27 protein-coding genes are annotated in these 20596 nt (G+C 37.4%); 23 read left to right on the top strand and 4 right to left on the bottom strand.

Annotated elements, in window-relative coordinates:
- Positions 1-20: 20 nt before the first annotated feature.
- From FW780_RS05825 to FW780_RS05815, 3 genes are all read right to left on the bottom strand, one after another.
- The gene (locus FW780_RS05825) at positions 21-464 is read right to left on the bottom strand and encodes a hypothetical protein (protein WP_149832630.1); all 444 of its coding nucleotides are present in this window, start codon (positions 462-464) and stop codon (positions 21-23) included.
- Complete coding sequence (locus FW780_RS05820) at positions 461-1441, bottom strand: heme-binding domain-containing protein (protein ID WP_149832629.1); 981 nt, start codon at positions 1439-1441, stop codon at positions 461-463. The genes FW780_RS05825 and FW780_RS05820 overlap by 4 nt, the downstream gene beginning before the upstream one ends.
- A gap of 172 nt (positions 1442-1613) precedes the next feature.
- Complete coding sequence (locus FW780_RS05815; RefSeq protein ID WP_167510647.1) at positions 1614-2360, bottom strand: SDR family oxidoreductase; 747 nt, start codon at positions 2358-2360, stop codon at positions 1614-1616.
- Between the two features lie 100 nt (positions 2361-2460).
- Between FW780_RS05815 and FW780_RS05810 the strand changes: the two genes are divergently transcribed.
- Positions 2461-2796 (top strand): winged helix-turn-helix transcriptional regulator, encoded by a 336-nt coding sequence (locus FW780_RS05810; RefSeq protein WP_047377604.1) that lies wholly within the window; start codon positions 2461-2463, stop codon positions 2794-2796.
- A 285-nt stretch (positions 2797-3081) separates the two neighbouring features.
- Here the strand turns inward: FW780_RS05810 and FW780_RS05805 are convergent, their stop codons facing one another.
- The gene (locus FW780_RS05805; protein WP_149832628.1) at positions 3082-5301 is read right to left on the bottom strand and encodes an NADP-dependent isocitrate dehydrogenase; all 2220 of its coding nucleotides are present in this window, start codon (positions 5299-5301) and stop codon (positions 3082-3084) included.
- A 355-nt stretch (positions 5302-5656) separates the two neighbouring features.
- Between FW780_RS05805 and tpx the strand changes: the two genes are divergently transcribed.
- The 22 genes from tpx (at position 5657) to FW780_RS05695 (ending at position 20426) form a co-directional block, all read left to right on the top strand.
- Entirely contained in the window at positions 5657-6157 is a 501-nt protein-coding gene (tpx, locus tag FW780_RS05800) for a thiol peroxidase (protein ID WP_149832627.1), read from the top strand.
- 84 nt (positions 6158-6241) lie between these two features.
- Complete coding sequence (locus FW780_RS05795; protein WP_149832626.1) at positions 6242-6817, top strand: Crp/Fnr family transcriptional regulator; 576 nt, start codon at positions 6242-6244, stop codon at positions 6815-6817.
- 67 nt (positions 6818-6884) lie between these two features.
- Complete coding sequence (locus FW780_RS05790) at positions 6885-7574, top strand: alpha/beta hydrolase (RefSeq protein WP_149832625.1); 690 nt, start codon at positions 6885-6887, stop codon at positions 7572-7574.
- Between the two features lie 85 nt (positions 7575-7659).
- The gene (locus tag FW780_RS05785; protein WP_149832624.1) at positions 7660-8007 is read left to right on the top strand and encodes a VOC family protein; all 348 of its coding nucleotides are present in this window, start codon (positions 7660-7662) and stop codon (positions 8005-8007) included.
- Between the two features lie 11 nt (positions 8008-8018).
- Positions 8019-8423, top strand: coding sequence for a glyoxalase superfamily protein (locus FW780_RS05780; RefSeq protein WP_149832623.1), 405 nt, complete (start codon positions 8019-8021; stop codon positions 8421-8423).
- Between the two features lie 7 nt (positions 8424-8430).
- Complete coding sequence (locus tag FW780_RS05775; RefSeq protein WP_149832622.1) at positions 8431-9264, top strand: helix-turn-helix domain-containing protein; 834 nt, start codon at positions 8431-8433, stop codon at positions 9262-9264.
- Positions 9265-9313: 49 nt separating this feature from the next.
- A complete protein-coding gene (locus tag FW780_RS05770) occupies positions 9314-10444 on the top strand; it encodes an FAD-dependent oxidoreductase (protein ID WP_149832621.1) in 1131 nt (376 codons plus the stop codon).
- Positions 10445-10527: 83 nt separating this feature from the next.
- Positions 10528-11739 (top strand): DUF763 domain-containing protein, encoded by a 1212-nt coding sequence (locus FW780_RS05765; protein WP_149832620.1) that lies wholly within the window; start codon positions 10528-10530, stop codon positions 11737-11739.
- Positions 11740-12012: 273 nt separating this feature from the next.
- The gene (locus FW780_RS05760; RefSeq protein WP_149832619.1) at positions 12013-12603 is read left to right on the top strand and encodes a Crp/Fnr family transcriptional regulator; all 591 of its coding nucleotides are present in this window, start codon (positions 12013-12015) and stop codon (positions 12601-12603) included.
- 77 nt (positions 12604-12680) lie between these two features.
- A complete protein-coding gene (locus FW780_RS05755; protein WP_149832618.1) occupies positions 12681-13088 on the top strand; it encodes a VOC family protein in 408 nt (135 codons plus the stop codon).
- 97 nt (positions 13089-13185) lie between these two features.
- Complete coding sequence (locus tag FW780_RS05750) at positions 13186-13596, top strand: VOC family protein (protein WP_149832617.1); 411 nt, start codon at positions 13186-13188, stop codon at positions 13594-13596.
- Between the two features lie 33 nt (positions 13597-13629).
- Positions 13630-14091 carry a hypothetical protein gene (locus FW780_RS05745; RefSeq protein WP_149832616.1) on the top strand — a complete coding sequence of 154 codons (462 nt, stop codon included), beginning with the start codon at positions 13630-13632 and terminating at the stop codon, positions 14089-14091.
- A 213-nt stretch (positions 14092-14304) separates the two neighbouring features.
- Entirely contained in the window at positions 14305-14805 is a 501-nt protein-coding gene (locus FW780_RS05740; RefSeq protein ID WP_241676851.1) for a DinB family protein, read from the top strand.
- Between the two features lie 2 nt (positions 14806-14807).
- Entirely contained in the window at positions 14808-15584 is a 777-nt protein-coding gene (locus FW780_RS05735; protein ID WP_149832614.1) for an alpha/beta fold hydrolase, read from the top strand.
- 91 nt (positions 15585-15675) lie between these two features.
- Entirely contained in the window at positions 15676-16107 is a 432-nt protein-coding gene (locus tag FW780_RS05730) for a VOC family protein (RefSeq protein WP_149832613.1), read from the top strand.
- Between the two features lie 87 nt (positions 16108-16194).
- Positions 16195-16608: an SRPBCC family protein gene (locus FW780_RS05725; RefSeq protein WP_047385479.1), complete on the top strand. Its 414-nt coding sequence runs from the start codon at positions 16195-16197 to the stop codon at positions 16606-16608.
- A gap of 35 nt (positions 16609-16643) precedes the next feature.
- Positions 16644-16883, top strand: a complete 240-nt coding sequence (locus FW780_RS05720) for a helix-hairpin-helix domain-containing protein (protein ID WP_241676850.1) — start codon at positions 16644-16646, stop codon at positions 16881-16883.
- A gap of 164 nt (positions 16884-17047) precedes the next feature.
- Positions 17048-17914: a VOC family protein gene (locus FW780_RS05715; RefSeq protein WP_149832612.1), complete on the top strand. Its 867-nt coding sequence runs from the start codon at positions 17048-17050 to the stop codon at positions 17912-17914.
- Between the two features lie 48 nt (positions 17915-17962).
- The gene (locus FW780_RS05710) at positions 17963-18796 is read left to right on the top strand and encodes an SDR family oxidoreductase (RefSeq protein WP_149832611.1); all 834 of its coding nucleotides are present in this window, start codon (positions 17963-17965) and stop codon (positions 18794-18796) included.
- A 123-nt stretch (positions 18797-18919) separates the two neighbouring features.
- Complete coding sequence (locus FW780_RS05705) at positions 18920-19348, top strand: SRPBCC family protein (RefSeq protein WP_149832610.1); 429 nt, start codon at positions 18920-18922, stop codon at positions 19346-19348.
- Between the two features lie 69 nt (positions 19349-19417).
- Positions 19418-19876, top strand: coding sequence for an SRPBCC family protein (locus tag FW780_RS05700; protein ID WP_149832609.1), 459 nt, complete (start codon positions 19418-19420; stop codon positions 19874-19876).
- A gap of 91 nt (positions 19877-19967) precedes the next feature.
- Entirely contained in the window at positions 19968-20426 is a 459-nt protein-coding gene (locus tag FW780_RS05695) for a DoxX family protein (protein WP_149832608.1), read from the top strand.
- Positions 20427-20596 lie beyond the last annotated feature (170 nt).

Here is a 20596-nt window from a genome sequence, read left to right as displayed (position 1 = left end):
ATGGAAACTATAGTTTTTTATTAAGGTCTACTGACGGGACGGTAACTCATGAAATACTGTATTCTTTCTTCCTTATCGGGCGAACTGCTTTCCGGAAGGTTATTTTTAACATTATAAGAAATATTTCCCGACTGATCGGCTTGAACTGTTTCGATACTTACCAATTCACCCGTGATAGTACCACCAATATATTGAGGATTATCATGATAGCGCCAGGTCACTAATTTCATAACAGCACCTGCTTCCGGTGACTTGCTTTCTTTTGATAAAGATTCCAAAGCCTTTGTATTGCCGTATAAAGCGGACATTGTTTCTTTCTTAGGATTTAAAGAATTGGAGATGAATTTAAGATGACCAGGGTCAAAAACAACTCTTTTTAGTCCATTATCTGTATCGTTATTTTCTTTGCCGCAAGAGGTAAGAGCAACAAGACTTACCATTAAAATAAGGATTGCATTTTTCATTTTTTCTGTAAATTTTGAATTAATCTTTGGGTATTTACTTTCATTGGAACATCAAAAAGATAACCTGTTTTTTCTGCGAGCTGTCTATGGCAGGCAATACATGATTCTTTAGCGAAAGATGCTGTTTTTCCTGTAGGATGAAGATCATCTCCGGAGAATTTTGCAAATCCCCAGCCTTCGGTATCTTTATATTGATGGGAATCTTTTACCATAAACTGTGCATTGATAAATTTTCCAGGTCTGATTTCTCCATTAGGAAGTTCTTCCTGTTTCCATACGGATTTTACAACAATACTTCCGTCTGGCCATGGATGAAAGTTTTCTGTTTCTACAGCTTTTACAGCAATATCATTTCCATAGATGACACGGATGGAGTTGTCAAACAGCGTACTCATACTGATCACTTTCCAATTTTTGAAATCAGGAGTGTATTGCACTCCATTGGGCGAAACCGGAAACTTTGTTGGAGCTGCAGCAGGTGATATGGAAGCTGGATGAGGTTCATTTTTATGTTGTACTGCCGGATTTACTGAAGAGAGTGAAAGTGTATATTTTTTTATAATTTCAATATCTTTTTCAGTAATCTTAGCAGATGGATGCAGAATCGTGTACTCATGAAGAGGCATTTTCCCGCTCTGCATCATATTGAGAATTGCATACATATTTCCCTTATGTTCAGCAGGAGAGAGTTTTTCCCATTCTGAAAAATTCAGAACTTCTCTGGCTCTCTTGATGTCTTTATTTACAGCCCAGGAAACAGGAGCAATTTTATCATACCAACTCAGATTTTGCTGGTTGGAATGGCAATTGAAACATGAGTTTTCAAGAATACTGATCACTTCCTTTGGCGCTTCAATCTTTCCTGTAACCGGTTTTCCTTCCAATGGTTTGCTGAATAGCTGCAACCCTCCGAAGACTCCTAATATTACCAGAAATAGGATGGCAATGGGATTTCTTTTTTTCTTTACGGTATCCATAATGAGTATTGTTTTTATTTTCTGATTCAAAAGTAGGAGTGTAGTCTATGCCGGGAAACGGAAAATAGGCCGAGTTGGACAAATTAAAAGGTGAATCCGGAATTTTAAGCCCCGAAAATTCAAAAGAAAATCCCGGTAATTTGTGTTACCGGGATTGGATGAAATGTATAGTTTATAATGTGATACCGCCGTCTATCACAATTTCGGTTCCTGTGATATAACCTGAAATCTGATCATCGGATAAATAGGTAACCAGTTTGGCAACTTCTTCAGCTGTCCCCATTTTCTTCAATGGAATCTGATCAATGAGATGATTTTGAATGTTTTTAAGAGTGTCTTCATCCAAACCGGCCTTACTCATGATTTCAGTTTTTATAGGCCCGGGACTTATCATATTCACTCTGATTTTTCTTGGAGCAAGTTCTGCTGCCGCTGTTTTTGCAATGGAGTTCAATGCGGCTTTGCTTGCCTGATAAACAGAACTGTTGGGTTTATAAGTAGAAGCTACAATTGATGATAAAAAGATGACAGAAGACCCATCATTCAGTAAAGGAGTGAATTTACTTAATGTAAAATAAGCTCCTCTGAAATTGATGTTCATTACCTGATCAAAGTTTTCGGTATCCATGTTCTCAATAGAAGTTAGGCTTCCTGTAATTCCTGCGTTGATAAACAGGATATCTACTTTTCCATATTGTTTCTCTACTTCTTCCTTTAAAAGATCAATATCATTAAGGTTTGCCTGGTCTGCGATGAACGGAATTGCTCCAAGTTCCTGAGCCGCTTTTTCTACCGCTTCTTTTCGTCTCCCGGTAATAATTACAGTTGCACCTTCTGAAATAAGTTCTTTTGCTGCAGCGAATCCTATTCCGCTGTTTCCTCCTGTCACGATAGCTAGTTTGTTACTGAATTTTTTCATTGTAAAATTTTTGACAAAGTTATTTCAAAATGGTATACTTTTGTAACCAGTATCACAGAGTATACCACTATCATTCATGATATCACTTAACTTTGCAACTATGGAAAGAGATCAGACAGAAGAGCTTAGAGCTTTACAGGATACCCTTTATTTTATCGGAGGGAAATGGAGAATCCCGGTGATCAATTCACTTTGTAACGGGAACAGACGTTTCAGGGAAATTGAACGGAGCATTCCAGGAATTACCACCAGAATGCTTTCAAAAGAACTGAAAGATATGGAACTGAACAAACTGCTAAAACGCACCGTTTATCCGGAGACTCCTGTTTTAATAGAATATGAACCCACAGAATACTGCAGAACCTTTGGAAATATCATTCAGGAAATGATCAACTGGGGCAGAGAGCATAGGAGAGTGATTGTGGAGGATAGGTAGGTGGGAGATAGCAGATATTAGGTTGCAGATAGGTTGCAGATAGGTTGCAGATAGGTAGCAGATAGAAGGTGTTAGGTTGCAGGGATTAGGGATTAGGGATTAGGGATTAGGGATTAGGATGGTGACTCCAGATTAATAAATATGTACTCAATTCCCCTCCTCTGGAGGGGTGGCAAAAATTTAAAGAATTTTTGACGGGGTGGTTTTAAAATTGCATAAGGTAATAGTTTCCCACAAAAAAAGCCCCTTAAAAAAGGAGCTTTTTATTTATATCAAAACGAAAAATTAGATTCCGTCAATGATTTCATTTAAAACAGTGCTAGGTCTCATGGCTGCATACGTTTTATACGTATCAGTTTTGTAGTATCCTTCAATGTTCTGAGGTTTACCCTGAGCGCCGATTAATTCTGCGTTGATTACCTCTTCGTTTTCCTGCATTGCTTGTGCAACAGGAGCAAACTGAGCTGCTAATTCAGCATCAGCAGTCTGGTTAGCCAACGCTTCAGCCCAGTACATCGCTAAATAGAAGTGAGAACCTCTATTGTCGATCTGACCTACTTTTCTTGCAGGAGATTTATCTGTAGCTAAGAATTTAGCATTCGCTTCATCCAGTGCATCAGCTAAAACCTGAGATTTTGTATTCCCCTGAGTTTGTGCCAAATGCTCTAAAGAAGCCTGAAGTGCTAAGAATTCACCCAAAGAATCCCATCTTAGGTATCCTTCTTCTAAGAACTGCTCAACGTGTTTTGGAGCAGAACCTCCGGCACCTGTTTCAAATAAACCACCACCATTCATCAATGGAACGATAGAAAGCATTTTTGCAGAAGTACCAAGTTCAAGGATTGGGAAAAGGTCTGTTAAATAATCTCTCAATACGTTTCCGGAAACAGAGATTGTATCTTTACCTTCTCTTGCTCTCTTCAGCGTTTCAGTCATAGCATCTTTTACATCAAGGATTCTGATGTCAAGACCTGTTGTATCATGATCAGCAAGATATTTTTCTACTTTTTTGATGATTTCTCTGTCGTGGGCTCTTCCCTTATCTAACCAGAAGATAGCCGGAGTATCAGATAATCTTGATCTGTTTACCGCCAGTTTTACCCAGTCCTGAATAGGAGCGTCTTTAGTCTGACACATTCTGAAGATATCGTCTTTTTCTACTTTCTGAGAAAGAAGAACGTTTCCAGCTTCATCCTGAACTTCTACAGTTCCGTCAGCAGCTAATTGGAAAGTTTTATCGTGAGAACCATATTCTTCAGCTTTTTGAGCCATTAACCCTACGTTTGGAACAGATCCCATTGTTGTAGGGTCTAATTTTCCGTGCGCTTTCATATCGTCAATTACAGACTGATAGAAACCTGCATAAGAACGATCTGGAATGATACATACTGTATCTTCTTCGTTTCCTTCTTTGTTCCACATTTTACCTCCGCCTCTTACAAGAGCAGCCATAGATGCATCAACAATGATATCAGAAGGTACGTGGAAGTTAGTAATTCCTTTGTCAGAATTTACCATCGCCACTCTAGGTCCGTTTGCCAAAGCAGCTTCAATATCAGCTTTGATGTCAGCTTCCTGAGCATTTCCTTTGATTTTGTCGAAAAGATCAGCAAGACCGTTATTTGGATTGATATCTAAAGATTTGAAAGTCTCAGCATATTTAGTAAATACTTCTTTGAAGAAAGTCTCAACGATAGCCCCAAAAATAATTGGGTCAGAGATTTTCATCATTGTAGCTTTAAGGTGAGCTGAAAGAAGTACATTTCTGTTTTTAGCTTCCTCAATTGCTTCCTGAACGAATGCTTTCAATGCATTTAAATTCATTACAGAAGAATCAATTACTTCACCAGCCTGAAGACCTGCGAAATCTTTTAATACAGATTCAGAACCATCATTTCCTTTGAATACGATTCTGTATTTTGTAGCGTTTTCTAATGTTGTAGAAGTTTCTGTACCGTAGAAATCACCATTGTTCATGTGAGCTACGTCTGTTTTGCTGTCAGATGCCCAGTTACCCATTCTGTGAGGGTTTGCTTTTGCATAATTTTTAACAGCTTTTGGGGCACGTCTGTCAGAGTTTCCTTCTCTTAATACAGGGTTTACGGCACTTCCTAATACTTTAGCATATTTAGCTTTGATTGCTTTTTCTTCATCATTTTTAGGCTCTGCAGGATAGTTTGGAACCGCGAAACCTTTACCTTGTAGTTCAGCAATAGCAGCATCCAACTGAGGTACAGAAGCAGAAATGTTAGGTAATTTAATGATATTAGCGTCAGGTTGAGTTGCCAGTTGGCCTAGTTCAGCCAAAGCATCACCTATTTTTTGGTCGTCTTTTAAAAACTCAGGGAAGTTTGCAAGAATTCTTCCTGACAAAGAAATATCCGGAACCGCGATTTCGATATCTGCTGATTTTGTGAAAGCTTTTACAATTGGTAAAAACGAGTGAGTAGCCAGCATTGGAGCTTCATCAGTAAGTGTGTAATAGATTTTTGATTTTTCTGACATTATACTGTTATTTTTTATTTGAAATTTTAAGTCCCACAAATTTAGTAAATATCATTGTTTTATTTGGGATATTTCCATAAAAAAAAGTGGCTTTTGTATCTTTACTTTCATATCTGTGTAATTGTATTGTTTCCGGATGTACTGTTATTAATTCTAAAAATAATAGTATCATTTCTGGTGTTGAACTTTAGCAGACTAAAGCTTATTTTTTGGAGTCACGGGTATGTAAGTAATTTTGTCTGAAACTGATAAGCAGGAGAAAAGGTTTTATTTTCACTTTAAGATTAATTTAACCATAATAAATCGGTGAAAATTTTCTTTTTTGATTAAATTTGAAAAACTAAAAAATAAAATTATGTCCACGACAATCACTTTAAAAGGAAACGAAGTACACACAATAGGAGCATTACCATCTGTAGGAACTACTGTAAAAGATTTTGCATTGGTAGACTCAGGGCTGGCTGTAAAAACGCTTGAAACTTTTGCAGGAAAGAAAAAAGTATTTAATATCTTTCCAAGTATTGATACCCCTACTTGTGCCGCTTCTTCCAGAAAATTCAATGAAGAGGCTTCAAAACTTGATAATACAGTAATTATCAATGTTTCAAAAGATCTTCCGTTTGCTCTTGGAAGATTCTGTGCAGCTGAAGGATTGAATAATGTAGAAACACTTTCAGATTTCAGAAGCAGCTTTGGAGATGATTATGAAGTGACAATCACAGATTCACCATTGAAAGGATTATTGAGCCGTGCCGTGATCGTTACAGACGAAAACAACAAAGTAGTTTATACGGAACAGGTTCCTGAAATAGCAAACGAACCTAATTACGATGCAGCTCTTGCAGCATTGAAATAATAGAAATAATTTTTGTACAAAAGCCTTGTGAATGTAATTTTTGCAAGGCTTTTTTTGAATATGAAACCTAATCAATAACACCAAATGATGCAAGACCATTACAAGAAATACGGAGAACTTTTTCAGGTAGACTCAGAACATTTTGAAGAATTTTATGCGCTCCTTCATGATACAGTGCTTTTAAAATCTGATTTTTTTCTGAAGCAGGGAGAAAAATGCAAATACCTTGGCTTTATTAAAAAAGGAACAATCAGATGTTTTTATATCAACGATCAGGGTCGTGAAATCAACTTTGGGTTTTATTTTGAAAATGAATTTTTTACCGATTACGAAAGCATACTTTGTGATACCGTTTCCAATATGAATATCCAGGCCCTGGAAAACTGCGAGATTTTACTGCTGAGTAAAGACCACCTGCGGGCTTTATATAAAAAAGAGGCCTACTGGCAGCAATTCGGGCGGATGATGAGTGAAAAAATTTACCTGGATGCTAAAAAACGAATAGACGATCTACTTTGCTATTCTCCGGAAAACCGTTATCTCAATCTTGTCAAAAAACAGCCTGCACTCTTTCAGAAAATAGCTCAGAAACATATTGCCAGTTACCTTGGTGTAACAGAGCAGTCACTCAGCCGAATAAGAAGCCGGATTGTTAATTAACTTAAGTTAACTTCCGCTGACATTTTAAACTGTAGCTTTACCATTATCAAATTTTAACACAATCATTATGGAACAAAAAGATTTAACCATTATTTTGGTACACGGAGCATGGGGAGATGGGTCACACTGGCAGTATATTATCCCTTCATTGACAAAAGCGGGGTATAAAGTAAGAAGTGTTCAGAACCCATTAACGTCTTTACAGGATGATATTGATAAGACAAAAGATCTTATTGATGCACAGGATGGGAAAGTACTTTTAGTAGGCCATTCTTATGGAGGCGCTGTTATTTCAGGAGCAGGACATCATGATAAAGTAGTGGGGCTTGTTTATATTGCAGCATTTGCACCTGATGCCGGAGACAGCCTTGGATCACTTTTAGGAAGACGTGAGTCACCAGGCGGAGCAAGTATTTATCCGGATAGCAAAGGCTTTTTATGGATTAAATACGATGAATTCAAATCTGCCTTTTGTCAGGATTTAGATGAAGAAAAAGCATTGGTAATGTCATTGTCACAAAAACCTATTCACGGGCAATGTTTTGGTGACGTAGCGGGTGAGCCGGCATGGAAAAAACTCCCAAGTTGGTATCAGATCTCATTGCAGGACCGTATGATCCCTGCAGAAACAGAAAAAGAAATGGCAGAACGTCTTGAGCCTAAGAAAATAATCTCTCTGGACGCAGGACACGCTTCATTGGCGTCACATTCTGAAGAAGTTACTCAGCTGATTTTAGAAGCAGCAGCTTCCGTTTAATACAAAATACAACACAATATTTATTAAGCCTTGTGAAATTTTATGTAATTTCACAAGGCTTTTTTAATGAAAAAATTACTGCAAAATGGTAAAAAGAATCGTAGCCAATATCAAAACGAATGATCTTTCCAGAGCCAATCAGTTTTATCAGGACATTCTGGAACTGGATGTTTTGATGGATCATGGCTGGATTAAAACATTGGGGAACGATGAAGAAGCAAAAATTCAGATCAGCTTTGCTGAACAGGGCGGAAATGATACCGAGGTGCCCGATCTTTCCATTGAAGTAGATAATGTAGATGAAATCTACGATAAAATGAAAAATGCAGGCTTTGAAATCACTTACGAACTGACTAATGAAGAATGGGGCGTTCGCAGGTTTTTTGTTAAAGATCCATTTCAGAAGCTGATCAATATACTGTCTCACCAATAAACTACCTTACAATGAAAGCAGAACGTATTATTCCTATTTTAAGAATCTTTGATTATCAGAAAACAAAAGAATTTTATGTAGACTGGCTGGGATTTGAGATCGTCTGGGAGCATTATTTTGATGAAAATACTCCCGTTTATATGGAAGTGAAAAGAGAGAACATGATTTTCCACTTAAGCGAACATCACGGAGACGGAACACCTGGGACGAGAATTGCCATTTGGGGTGAAGGGGTTCCTCAATATCATAAAGAACTCATTGATAAAAAATACAAATACAACCGTCCGGGACTTGAAAAAACGTTTTACGGATCCGTATCCTTTACTGTAATTGATCCTTTTGGAAATAAAATTACCTTTGAAGAAGAATACGATGAAGCAAAGCATAAAGATCTAAAACTGTACTCTCACGATTAATAAAGCCATGTTTTCAAATATACATCAGGAATTTGAGGTTCCGGAAGAACTTAAGGATACCATACAATGTTTCTGGTATAACAGAAGAGATTATGGTAAACAACAGTCCGGATTTACGGTGATGCCTGATGGTTATGCTGAAATTATTTTTCATTTTGGAAGTGGATGCAGTATTTCTCATCACGGAACTCCACAGGCTCTGCCTTCTCCGTTTATCATGGGACTGCTCAATCAGCCTGCGCTTTTTTATGCTCAAAATCAATTGGAAATTATCGGGATCAGATGTTTTCCCTGGGCCGTTTTTGATTTGTTGGGATTGTCATCAGAAAAAACGGATAATGGGGTTCATCAGTTTGAACATCCTGTTGCAGAGCTTCAATCTGTATTAAATGATCTCATCACTACTGGTAAAATAGAGGAAGCAATTTCCAATTTAGAACAATATTTTCTGAAATTACATTCACTTATTGCAGCAGACAGTCTTCTTTTCAAAGCCGGTGCAGCCTTGAGAAAAAACTACGGAGCTATACCGGTACATCAAGTCGCTGATTCAGCACATACAACAGTGCGGACATTAGAAAGAAAATTCAAGCAGTCTTCAGGACATACTGTAAAAGATGTATCCGGAATTATGCGTTTTGAACAGATCAGAAACCGTTTATGGCACGCTCCTGAGGTTTCTATTGCTGCACTTGCACAGGAATTTGGATATACTGATCAATCTCACTTAAGCAGAGAATTTAAACGATACAGCGGTTCTACACCCGCAGCTTTTGCAAGAGAAGCAAGAAAAAGAAGACAAACTTTAAGCAATGATTTTGTCGCATTTGTACAAGCCTGATACAATAGTATTCCTGAATTTTGTGACATAATAAATACATCACAGAATTATGTTGCTAAATCATAAAAAAATCGCCATCATTGGCGCAGGACCGGTGGGATTAACAATAGCTGTCTTATTACAGCAAAAAGGTGTTGAAGTACATGTTTATGAAAGAGATCAGAATGCGCAGACAAGGGTTTGGGGCGGAACATTAGATCTTCATCAGGAATCAGGACAAAAAGCGATGAAAAAGGCAGGACTGTTAGATCAATATTATGCAATGGCATTGCCAATGGGGATCAAAATCGCTGATGAACATTGCAATATACTTTTTACGAAAGAAATTACCCCGGAAAATCAATATGACAATCCGGAAATCAACAGAAATCATTTAAGAGAAATGCTTCTGAACAGCCTGTCAGATAATACAGTAATTTGGGATATGAACTTTACCGGAATGGAAGAAAATGACGGGAGATGGCTGCTTTACTTTAAAGATAAACCTGATGTAACTGCAGATTTGGTCATAGGCGCTAATGGCGGAATGTCTAAAGTAAGAAGATATGTCACAGATGCTGAGGTGGAAGATACAGGAACTTTTATCATTCAGGGAGATATTCCACAGCCTGAGAAAACATGTCCCGAATTTTTCAAATGGTGTGACGGGAAAAGGCCAATGGCAGCTTTTGAAGGTAATTTATTGGTTGCTAATCCTTGTAATAACGGAGCCCTCACTTATGGAGTTATATTTAAAAAACCTGAAGAATGGAAAGATGGATGTAATTTAGACTTTCAGAATACAGAACAGGTTCGCCAGTTTCTTTTTCAAAGATTCTCTGCTTGGAATGAGCTATATCAGCAGTTATTTCTTGCAACTTCATTTTTTGTAGGATTGCCAACAAGGAAAATTCCATTAGACAAACGCTGGAAAAACAACCGCTCGTTACCAGTAACACTTATTGGAGATGCTGCTCACCTTATGCCTCCTTTTGCAGGACAGGGAGTGAATAGCGGACTGCTGGATGCCTTAATTTTATCAGAAAATTTAACAGAAGGAAAATATCAAAACATTGAGGAAGCTATTGATGCTTACGAACAAAAAATGTTTATCTATGCCGGAGAAGCACAGTTTGATTCCTCCAAAAATGAGCTGGAGATGCGTGATGCCAACTTCTCTTTTACCAGCCTTATCCACTAGTTGATGATTCAATGATACAATTAATGATCCTGATCATTTAATACTAAGATGAATAAAACTTACCTTTACATTTTAAAAACAAAATGAAACGTTCAGGAACAGCAGATTTACCTCTTCACTATGGCAAAGTACCGCCATGGCTGTATGAACGTATGTCTGTGCTGGGACTTTCCATTATCGAAGTAATTCTCATGGATTACGGTAAAGATGAAGTATTGCGCCGTCTTGCAGATCCGTTCTGGTTTCAGAGTTTTGGGGCTGTAATGGGAATGGACTGGCATTCTTCAGGAATTACCACTTCTGTCATGGGAGCGCTGAAACGTTCCATTAATCCCAATTCACAATCTCTGGGACTTTATATTTGTGGGGGAAAAGGGAAATTCTCCCGCGAAACACCATCAGAATTAATTAAAATTGCAGATAAAACCGGACTCAACGGGACAGATCTGGTGAGGGCCAGTAAACTTTCTGCAAAAGTAGATAATACAGCCATTCAGGATGGGTATCAACTGTATCTGCACAATTTTATTCTTTCGGATAACGGAAACTGGAGCGTTATTCAGCAGGGAATGCATGAGTCAGACGGAACTGCAAGACGTTATCACTGGCATTCCGAAAACATCACATCATTTGTAGAGCAGCCTCATACAGGGATCAACGGAATTTCAAGAGGAAAGATTCTTAACCTTACCGATACCGAAGCTTCAGAGAACAGAAAAGGAATTTTGGATATTTCCCATACAGATTCAGCAGAAGTGATGAAAGATTTTGCAAGATTGATCCTTCCTGCCCATCATGATGTTCAGGCTTCTGATGTAGATTTGAAAAGACTGGGAGCGCTTTTATATGTGACCAGGGAACAGCAGCCACAGAACTTTGAAGATTTGCTGATGCTGGAAGGAGTAGGGCCAAGAACCATGCAGTCATTAGCTTTGGTAAGTGAAGTAATTCATGGTGCGCCGTCAAGATTTGCCGATCCGGCAAGGTTTTCCTTTGCTCATGGAGGAAAAGACGGACACCCTTTTCCCGTTCCTGTTAATACCTATGATGAAAGTATCAGCATTCTCAGAAAAGGAATAGAAAAATCAAAATTGGGAAATTCTGATAAATTGAATTCGTTAAATAAGCTTCACCAGATTGTAACCGCTGCAGAAAAAGACTTTACTCCGGATTTTGATATTCAGCAGGTGATTGAAGAAGAAAGACAAAATTCATGGCGTTTTGGCGGAAAGACCGTATTCGGAGATGCTCAGAAACCCAGCACTCCAAAATCTATACAGCTTTCCCTGTTTTAAAAAAATATTTCCTGTAAAAAGCTTACAATTACTATAATCGGCAAACAGTCATTCCCATCCTGTGGAGGGGTGGCAAAAATTCAAAGAATTTTTGACGGGGTGGTCAGAGATAGTATTTTTTAAATAGCTGTTTAAAAAATATTAACCTGTAAATCTCTTTTGTTTCAGTGTGGTATCCACTTTTTTATAAAATTATTAAGCTCTTTGTTTAATATTTCTTGCTCTTAATTCAATTAAAAATTTTATTTTTAAAGACTTAAAAAATTGACACCAATGACCAATCAAGCCTTAGAAATCTGCTATGATTTTCCTTTCTTTTTCCCTGAAGAGCTTGCTGAAATATTTCAGGCTCATGAAAAAACATCTTTCCAGAAAGGTGATTTTATTCTTGAAGAAGGAAAAACAGCCAATGAATACTACATTCTGGAGAGTGGGCTGGCACGTTCGTATGTGAATGATTTCAACGGGAATGAAGTAACCACCCATTTTTTCACGGAGAATGAAGTGATTATTGAGGTCTTATCAATGTTTCAAAGAATTCCTTCTCAGGAAAATATCGTTTGTATTACAGACTGTGAGTGCTGGAGATTGGATTATGATACGTTTCAGGAGCTATTCCATAAAATACCAAACCTCAGAGAATGGGGAAGATCATGGATGTCTAAGGAACTTTTTGCTTACAAACAGCGCTCCGTAGAAATGTTTACCCTTTCAGCAACCAGAAGATATCTTAATCTGCTGGAACAGAAATCTAAAGTCATACAATTTGCACCACTGAAGCAGATTGCTTCCTATCTGGGAGTTACAGACACTTCTTTGAGCCGTATCCGTAAAGAAATAGTTTCCCATCCTAAGAAAAATTAAATCTTGCCTTATGACAAGTTGATTTTCATGGCACCTTGGTAATTTTGGATAACAGATTAACACTAAAATTACAAAAAATGAAAGTCAATCAAATTTATGTGAACCTTCCGGTAAAAGATGTACAGAAAACAAAAGAATTCTGGACCAGGGTTGGTTTTTCGGTTAATGAACAATTCTCTGATGATAAAGCAACCTGCGTTGTCTTGAATGATACCATCTATGTCATGTTTCTGCAAGAAGATTATTTTATGACCTTCACCAATAAACCTGTTGCCAAAGAAAATACCAGTCAGGTTCTTGTAGCAGTAGGCTTAGACAGCCGTGAAGAAGTAGATAAAATAGTAAAAACTGCTGTAGAAAACGGAGCGTGGCAGCATGAAGAACCTCAGGATTACGGATGGATGTATCAGAACTCTTTCTGGGATCCGGACGGTCACGGCTGGAATATTACTTTTGCTGATATGTCTAAAATGCCGACAGAATAATTTAAATCCAAATAAAAATGAAATCTTGTCCTATGACAAGCACATTCTTACCATACCTTGGTAATTTTGGATTATAATCACCACTAAAAATTACAAAATGAACATTACAGATATCTACGTCAATTTACCAGTAAAAGACGTACAAAAAACCAGAGAATTCTGGACAGAGCTTGGATTTTCTATCAATGAACAGTTTTCAAACGATAAGGCAATATGTGTGGTCATGAAAGAAAATCATATTTATACCATGTTTCTAAAAGAAGATTTCTTCCAGACCTTTACGAACAGACCTTTTGCAAAAGGAGATACTACTCAGGTACTTCTTGCCATTGGGGTAAACAGCCGTGAAGAAGTAGATCAGATGGTAAAAACAGCCATTGGAAACGGAGGTTCAAAATATGGAGAACCTGTAGATTACGGATGGATGTATCAAAGCAGTTTTGCCGATATCAACGGTCATCAGTGGGAAGTAATGCATGGAGACGTATCTCAGATGCCCGCAGAATAACGTATTATCATTCACTTATTAATTACATATCCAATGGAAACAATATCAAACGATATAGAATTGATTAAGAATCAGGTTGTCAGTAACTATCAGGTGATTTCTTTGAATATTGACGGCATTACCCATGAAGAATCTATGATTTTTCCTAATGGTGAAGCTAATTGTATGAATTGGATTCTGGGCCATTTAATCCACATCAGAAATCCATTTCTGAATATTCTAGGTGAAGAATCCGTTTGGGACATTGAAAAGTTTTCCTGCTACAACAGAGGGGAAATTCCTTTGGACCGGAAAGACGAATTGGTCAGCTTTGAAGATTTAAAATCCTATTTGAAACAATCTCAGGACAGACTGGAAGCGAAACTTAATACCCTTAACAGTTTTAAACCTGAAATGGTGAAAGATATTTCAACGCTAAGCCTTCATGAAATTTACCACAGCGGACAACTGGGTTATCTCCGCCGAATTTTAGGAAAACCGGGTGCAATAAAATAATGTGTTTTTAGATTCCTTGCTTTGCTCGGAATGACAAATGAACTGTCAAATTTTTCCATACTCTTTTTAGAAGAGTGCAATTTTATCGAAGATAAAATTCTCGCGCCTTAAAAACCCGCAGTTTGTAGAAACCTTGCGCCTTTGCGTTTATCCAACCCTTTACCCTTTAACTTCTAATCTCTAATTAAAATGGACACACCAAAATCAAAAAAAATGGAACTCGTTATTCCGGCTTACAGAATGCATTCCCAAAGCTTTATGAATGTTTTGGACGGCATTTCGGAAGAAGATGCATTGAAAAGAATTGAAAATAAAACCAACCATATTGTATGGATGGCAGGGAATTTTGTCAACATGCGCTATGGCTTAGGCTGGGTGCTTGGAATACAGGAAGAAGACCCTTACAGCGATTTATTTTTCCAGGGAAAAGCACTGGATGAAAGCTTTAAATATCCAACTTTAGCTGAATTAAAAGAAAACTTTCATAAAATTTCCGCTAAAGTATACCAGAGGCTTCATGAAGTAACGGATGAAGAACTGGATGAAATATTTGAAATAGGAATGAATATTCCCTTCATAAAAGAAACAAAACTCAATTTTGTGGGGATGTGTATCGGCCGTGAAGATTATCTCTGCGGACAGATAGGTCTCATGCGCAGGATTCTGAACTATCCCGGAATGAAATATGATGTGGACGAAAATCTTAAGTATTAACGATGAGTCCAGTAGAAAAAGGCTATAAAAAAGTCAACGGAATCCAATTGTATTACGAGATCTATGGGTCCGGAAAACCGTTGGTTCTCATTCATGGCGGAGGTTCTTCCATTCTGTATGATTTTAAAGAAGTCATTGCAAGACTGGAAGACAAGTTCCAACTCATAGGGATAGATCTGCAAAACCACGGACGCAGTGAACACCGTGATATTCCTGAAACCTTTGAACAGGACGCTGACGATGTTGCCGGACTTTTAGCAGAATTAAACATTGGAAAAGCTTCCTTCTGGGGATTCAGCAACGGTGGAAGTACAGTAATGCAGATTGCCCATCGTCATCCGGGAATTGTTGAAAAACTGGTCGTAGCCTCAGCATTTTATAAAAGAAACGGAATGATAGACGGCTTTTTTGAAGGAATGCAGGAAGCTACTTTTGAATCAATGCCGGAACCTTTTAAAATTAATTTCTTAAATCTCAATCCGGATTTTTCAAAACTGGAAAACCTTTTTGAGAAAGACTGCAAAAGGATGCAGACGTTTGAAGACTGGGATGATGAGGTATTGAGTTCCATACAATCACCTGTATTATTCATCAGTGGTGATCAGGATGTGATGAAACCGGAGCATGCTGCAGCGATGTGGCGCCTGGTAAAAAACTCACGGTTAATGATACTTCCCGCAACTCATGGTGTTTATATGATGCCCGATTTTGACGGAAGTATTGATGCAAACTTAATAGACTTTACCGTCAGAGAAGTAGAAAAATTTTTAACCCATTAAGCTTTTTTGTAATTCATACTAAATTAATTAATCCTTAATGGATCAATAGTAGAAACGATATCTTATAATAATAACTTTAAAATTAAAAATCATGGCTAAATTAAATCCGTACTTAAATTTTGATGGAACAGCTGAAGAAGCGTTCAATTTTTACAAAACAGTTTTTGGTGGTGAATTCGTCGGAGGAATTCATAAAATGGGAAATGCTCCCGGTACAGAAAACCTTTCAGAAGAAGAAAAAAACCGAGTAATGCACATCGCTTTGCCTATCGGAGGTGACCTTTTAATGGCATCAGATATCGTACCGGGTTTTGGACAGACCCTTACTGTAGGAAACAATAATTATGTTTCTGTTTTTCCGGATTCCAGAAGTGAAGCCGACAGAATCTTTAAAGAACTTTCTGATGGCGGAAATGTAGAAATGCCGATTGAAGATCAGTTTTGGGGAGACTATTTCGGATGCTTTCAGGATAAATATGGTGTTCATTGGATGGTGAACTATAATGATGAATACGCAAAATAATCTTATATTTAACTAATCATAAAAAGAGGTGCCCATCTTTTTGGGCAGCTCTTTATTCAAAATTCAAACTGTAAAAAAATTAGAACTATGGATCCAATTAAAATAGACATTACAATTTTAGCTCCCGTTGAAAAGGTCTGGAATTATTTCAATGAGCCAAAACATATCACAAAATGGAATTTTGCCCACGAAAGCTGGCAATGCCCTAGTTCTGAAAATGATCTGAAAGTAGGAGGCAAATTCAAAAACAGAATGGAAGCGAAAGACAAAAGTTTCGGATTTGATTTTGAAGGAGTTTATGATGAAATTATACCTCACGAGGTTATCAAATATCATATGGAGGACGGACGGAAAGTAGAAGTTGTTTTCGATAAAATAGATGAAAATACAACGAAAGTTATTGAAATTTTCGATCCGGAAAAACAAAATTCTGTGGAAATGCAGCGAGATGGCTGGTATGCTATTCTTAATAATTTCCACAAGTATGTTGAGAATCATTAACAATATTTTTTGTAGCCATGATCAATTTAGTTATCATGTCCAAGAGTTTAAATTCCATTTATGCTTTTAATTACGACCCTAAAGAAGAATTTCTTCATGGGGTTATTGCAATACCTGCAAGAAGAGCCTTAGAAAAAGAAAAAATAAATTCTTTGGAAAAGCTTTCAGATTATTCCGAAAAAGAAATTATGCAGCTTCATGGTTTCGGGAAAAATACGATGGTAAAACTGAAGAATTATATGAAAGAAAATCAGGTATGGTTTAAAGAAGCATAGAAAGTATAACCAGGCATTTTACGGTGTCATTGCAAATAAAGTGAAACAAACTCTTTAAATGCAAAGACATTAGATTTCTTTTGCTGTAAAATGAATCAGCAAATGGAACACTAGTCTTAGAAAAAAATAAAACAATATAAATCAATCCATTTAAATATAAAATTATGAATAACGATATTTTCCCATGTCTCTGGTATGACGGAGATGCCAAACAGTCTGCCGAATTTTATTGTAAAGTTTTTGGGGGCGAAGTTACGGCAGACACACCTGTGGTGATGAATATTGATTTGTTTGGACAAAGATTGATGCTTCTGAATGGAGGTCCGCAATTCAAAAAAAATCCTTCCATCTCTTTCATGGTGATTTGTGAAACAGAAGATGAGGTTCAAAAATACTGGGATCAGCTGTTGGATGGCGGAATGGCTTTGATGGAACTGGGATCTTACTCATGGAGTCCGAAATACGGATGGGTTCAGGATAAATACGGAGTAACATGGCAGTTGTTTTTGGGTGAAAAAGCAAGCGAACAAAAGATAATTCCAACTTTAATGTTTATCCATCAGAACAATGGAAAAGCAAAAGAAGCAATGGAACTTTATACCAAAACATTTCCCAACTCAAGCATCGGAAATATATTGACCTATGGAGCAGGAAGTGAAGGTCACGATATCCCGGAACCGGCAGAAAATGTTCAGCATGCCCATTTTGTGATAGACAATTACAGTTTATTCTGCATGGATAATTCTTATGATCACCAGTTTGATTTCAATGAAGGAATATCATTGGTGGTAATGACGGACGATCAGCAGCAGACTGATAACTACTGGAACACGTTAACGGCAGACGGTGGCAGAGAAAGTATGTGCGGCTGGCTGAAGGATAAATATGGGCTGAGCTGGCAGATTGTGCCTAAAAGACTCATCCAGTTAATGAACGATTCCAATCAGGAAAAAGCCTATAAAGTAGTTCAGGCGATGATGAAAATGCAGAAAATTATCATTCAGGATTTGGAAGAAGCTTATAATTCTTAAACAATTTTCGGCGTATTGTTTGATGTGATTTAGAGAAAAGATTTGCATATGAAGACACAGAACAAATCAGAATCTAAGTCAAAAGTCCCTAAAGAAGGTCTGTTTCCGGAAATTATCAGAAACGACTATCGGGGAAGCCGGAAGCTGCTTGGAAAAAAAGCAGTGATCTCAGGAGGAGACAGTGGAATAGGACAGGCTGTAGCTGTTCATTTTGCCAGAGAAGGAGCAGATGTTGCTATTATTTACAAAGAAAGCGATGATGATGCCAGAGAAACCCAGAAACTGGTTGAAAAAGAAGGGCAGAAATGTCTTCTTATAAAAGGCGATCTTACGCGGAAAGCATTCAGAACTAAGTGTGCAGACAAGATTAAAAAGGAGTGGAAGAAACTCGATATTCTTGTGAATAATGCAGGAATTCATACCTCCAAAAGCAGTCTGGAAAAAATCTCTGATGAGCAGATTCAGAAAACATTTGATACCAATATCATTTCTATGATTTCTTTCACCAGAAATTTTCTTCCGCTGATCGGAAAAGGAGGAAGAATCATCTGCACAACCTCTGTCACAGCATACCGGGGAAGTGATCATTTACTTGATTATGCGGCTACAAAAGGAGCCGTGTTGTCTTTTATTCGTTCACTGGCGGATAATCTTGCCAAAAAAGGAATCCTGGTGAATGGAGTTGCTCCCGGGCCTATATGGACTCCACTGGTGAAAGAGGCTTTTGATGATCTTTCCAAGTTTGGAAAAGATACTCCGCTGAAACGTGCAGGGCAGCCGTCAGAAGTGGCACCTGCTTATGTTTTTCTTGCGTCTAAAGATGCAAGCTATATCACAGGAGAAATTATTCACATCAATGGAGGCGATTTTGTAGGAGGATAGAATGAGAAGTTTGAGAATTAAAAATTGTAGTTTTAATACACTCTTATTCTAAAACTTTCAAACCCTCAAACTCCAACCCAATCACCTCCAACCTATTATCTACAACCAAATACCTAAAATAAAATGGAACGATTATCATATGAAATAGAAATCAATGCCGAACCCGAAAAAGTATGGAGTGTCCTGTGGGCAGATATTACCTACAGACAATGGACAACGGCATTTACAGACGGTTCTTTCTATGAAGGAACACTTGAAGAAAACAATATTGTTAAATTTCTTGACCCTAAAAATAACGGAATGTACAGCAGGGTAGAAAAAGTTATACCCAACGAAGAAATAAGATTTCTGCATCTGGGAGAAATTTATGATGGTATTGAAGTTCCTCAGGACTGGGGAGAAGCAACAGAAGCTTATTTTCTTGAAGAGAATGAAGAAGGAACACTGCTGAAAACAGAGATACAGACTCCTGCGGAATTTAAAGACTTTTTTGAAGAGAAATTTCCAAAAGCGATGATAATCGTTAAGCATCTTTCAGAAAATCAGCTTTAAACACTTCAGGTTAAAACATGCCTGATATTGAAAGTAATTCATAACCAAACCACAGTAAAAATATAAAAAATGGAAACCTTATCATACGAAACAGTAATTGATGCTCCTCTACAAAAAGTATGGGACATTCTTTGGAATCCCGAAACATATAGTGAGTGGACCCGATATTTCGGTGCAGGATCTGTCATGAAATCCGATTGGAAGATAGGCGGAAAAACCTATTTTCTTAACGCTGAGGGAGAAGGAATGGTTTCAACAATAGACAGTCTGGAAGAACCCAATCAGATTGTCTTCAAACATCTGGGAATGGTAGATAAAAATGGAGTAGAAGACACCCAAAGCAAAGAAGTAATGGAATGGAACGGTAGCTTTGAAAAATATTTTTTGATCGACTTTGGAGGAAAAACAAAACTTCATGCCGAAGTTCAGGTCGAAAAACAATGGGAAGATCACATGAACACAGGCTTTACAAAAGGTCTTATAGTCGTAAAAAGTCTCGCAGAAGGCGTAAGTCTTGATTCAGTGTGAGAAAGTTCAAAGTTTAAATTGCTGTCTTGATGATTCTGAATACTAATCCCTGCTACCTACTACCTGCCACCTATTATCTCTCACCTAAAAAATGAAATTACTCGTAATACTTTTCGCAACATTTATTCTGGCTTTACTGGGAACTTTTTTAGTTCAGGGTAAGCCGGATTTTATATTTTCAGGAAACCTTGGAATGGCTGTATTCATCATATTTACAGGTTTTTCCCATTTTAAATTTCAGAAAGGGATGGCAATGATGATTCCAGAGTTTATTCCTGCCAGAATGTTTTGGGTGTATTGTACAGGAATACTGGAAGTTGCTGCGGGAATCGGGCTTATGATTCCGGCTGTTCGTGAGATAACTGCCATTTTACTCATTATTTTTTATGTATTGGTTTTTATTGCCAATATCAATTCTTCCAGGAAAAGGATTAATATTTTTAAGGCAGATTACACCGGTCCGGGAATGAAATACCTTTACATGCAAAGGATTCCTATGCAGATTATTTTAATCGTCTGGACCTGGTATTTCGGAATATATTTACACTAAATAAAAGACAGTCGTTACGGCTGTCTTTTTCATGTAATTGTTATTTCTTTTAATTAAATTGATAATATAATGTAACGTTTTGTAGGGATAGTGTGTCTTATTATATAAAAGTATTTCTTTTTTATTATTCTAAAAATTAAATGCTTATATAACTTTAACCTTAAAAACAG

Source organism: Chryseobacterium sediminis (assembly GCF_008386505.1).
Lineage (GTDB): Bacteria > Bacteroidota > Bacteroidia > Flavobacteriales > Weeksellaceae > Chryseobacterium > Chryseobacterium sediminis.
Note: the sequence above shows the minus strand (reverse complement) of the source record. Positions and strands in the feature narration are given on the sequence as shown.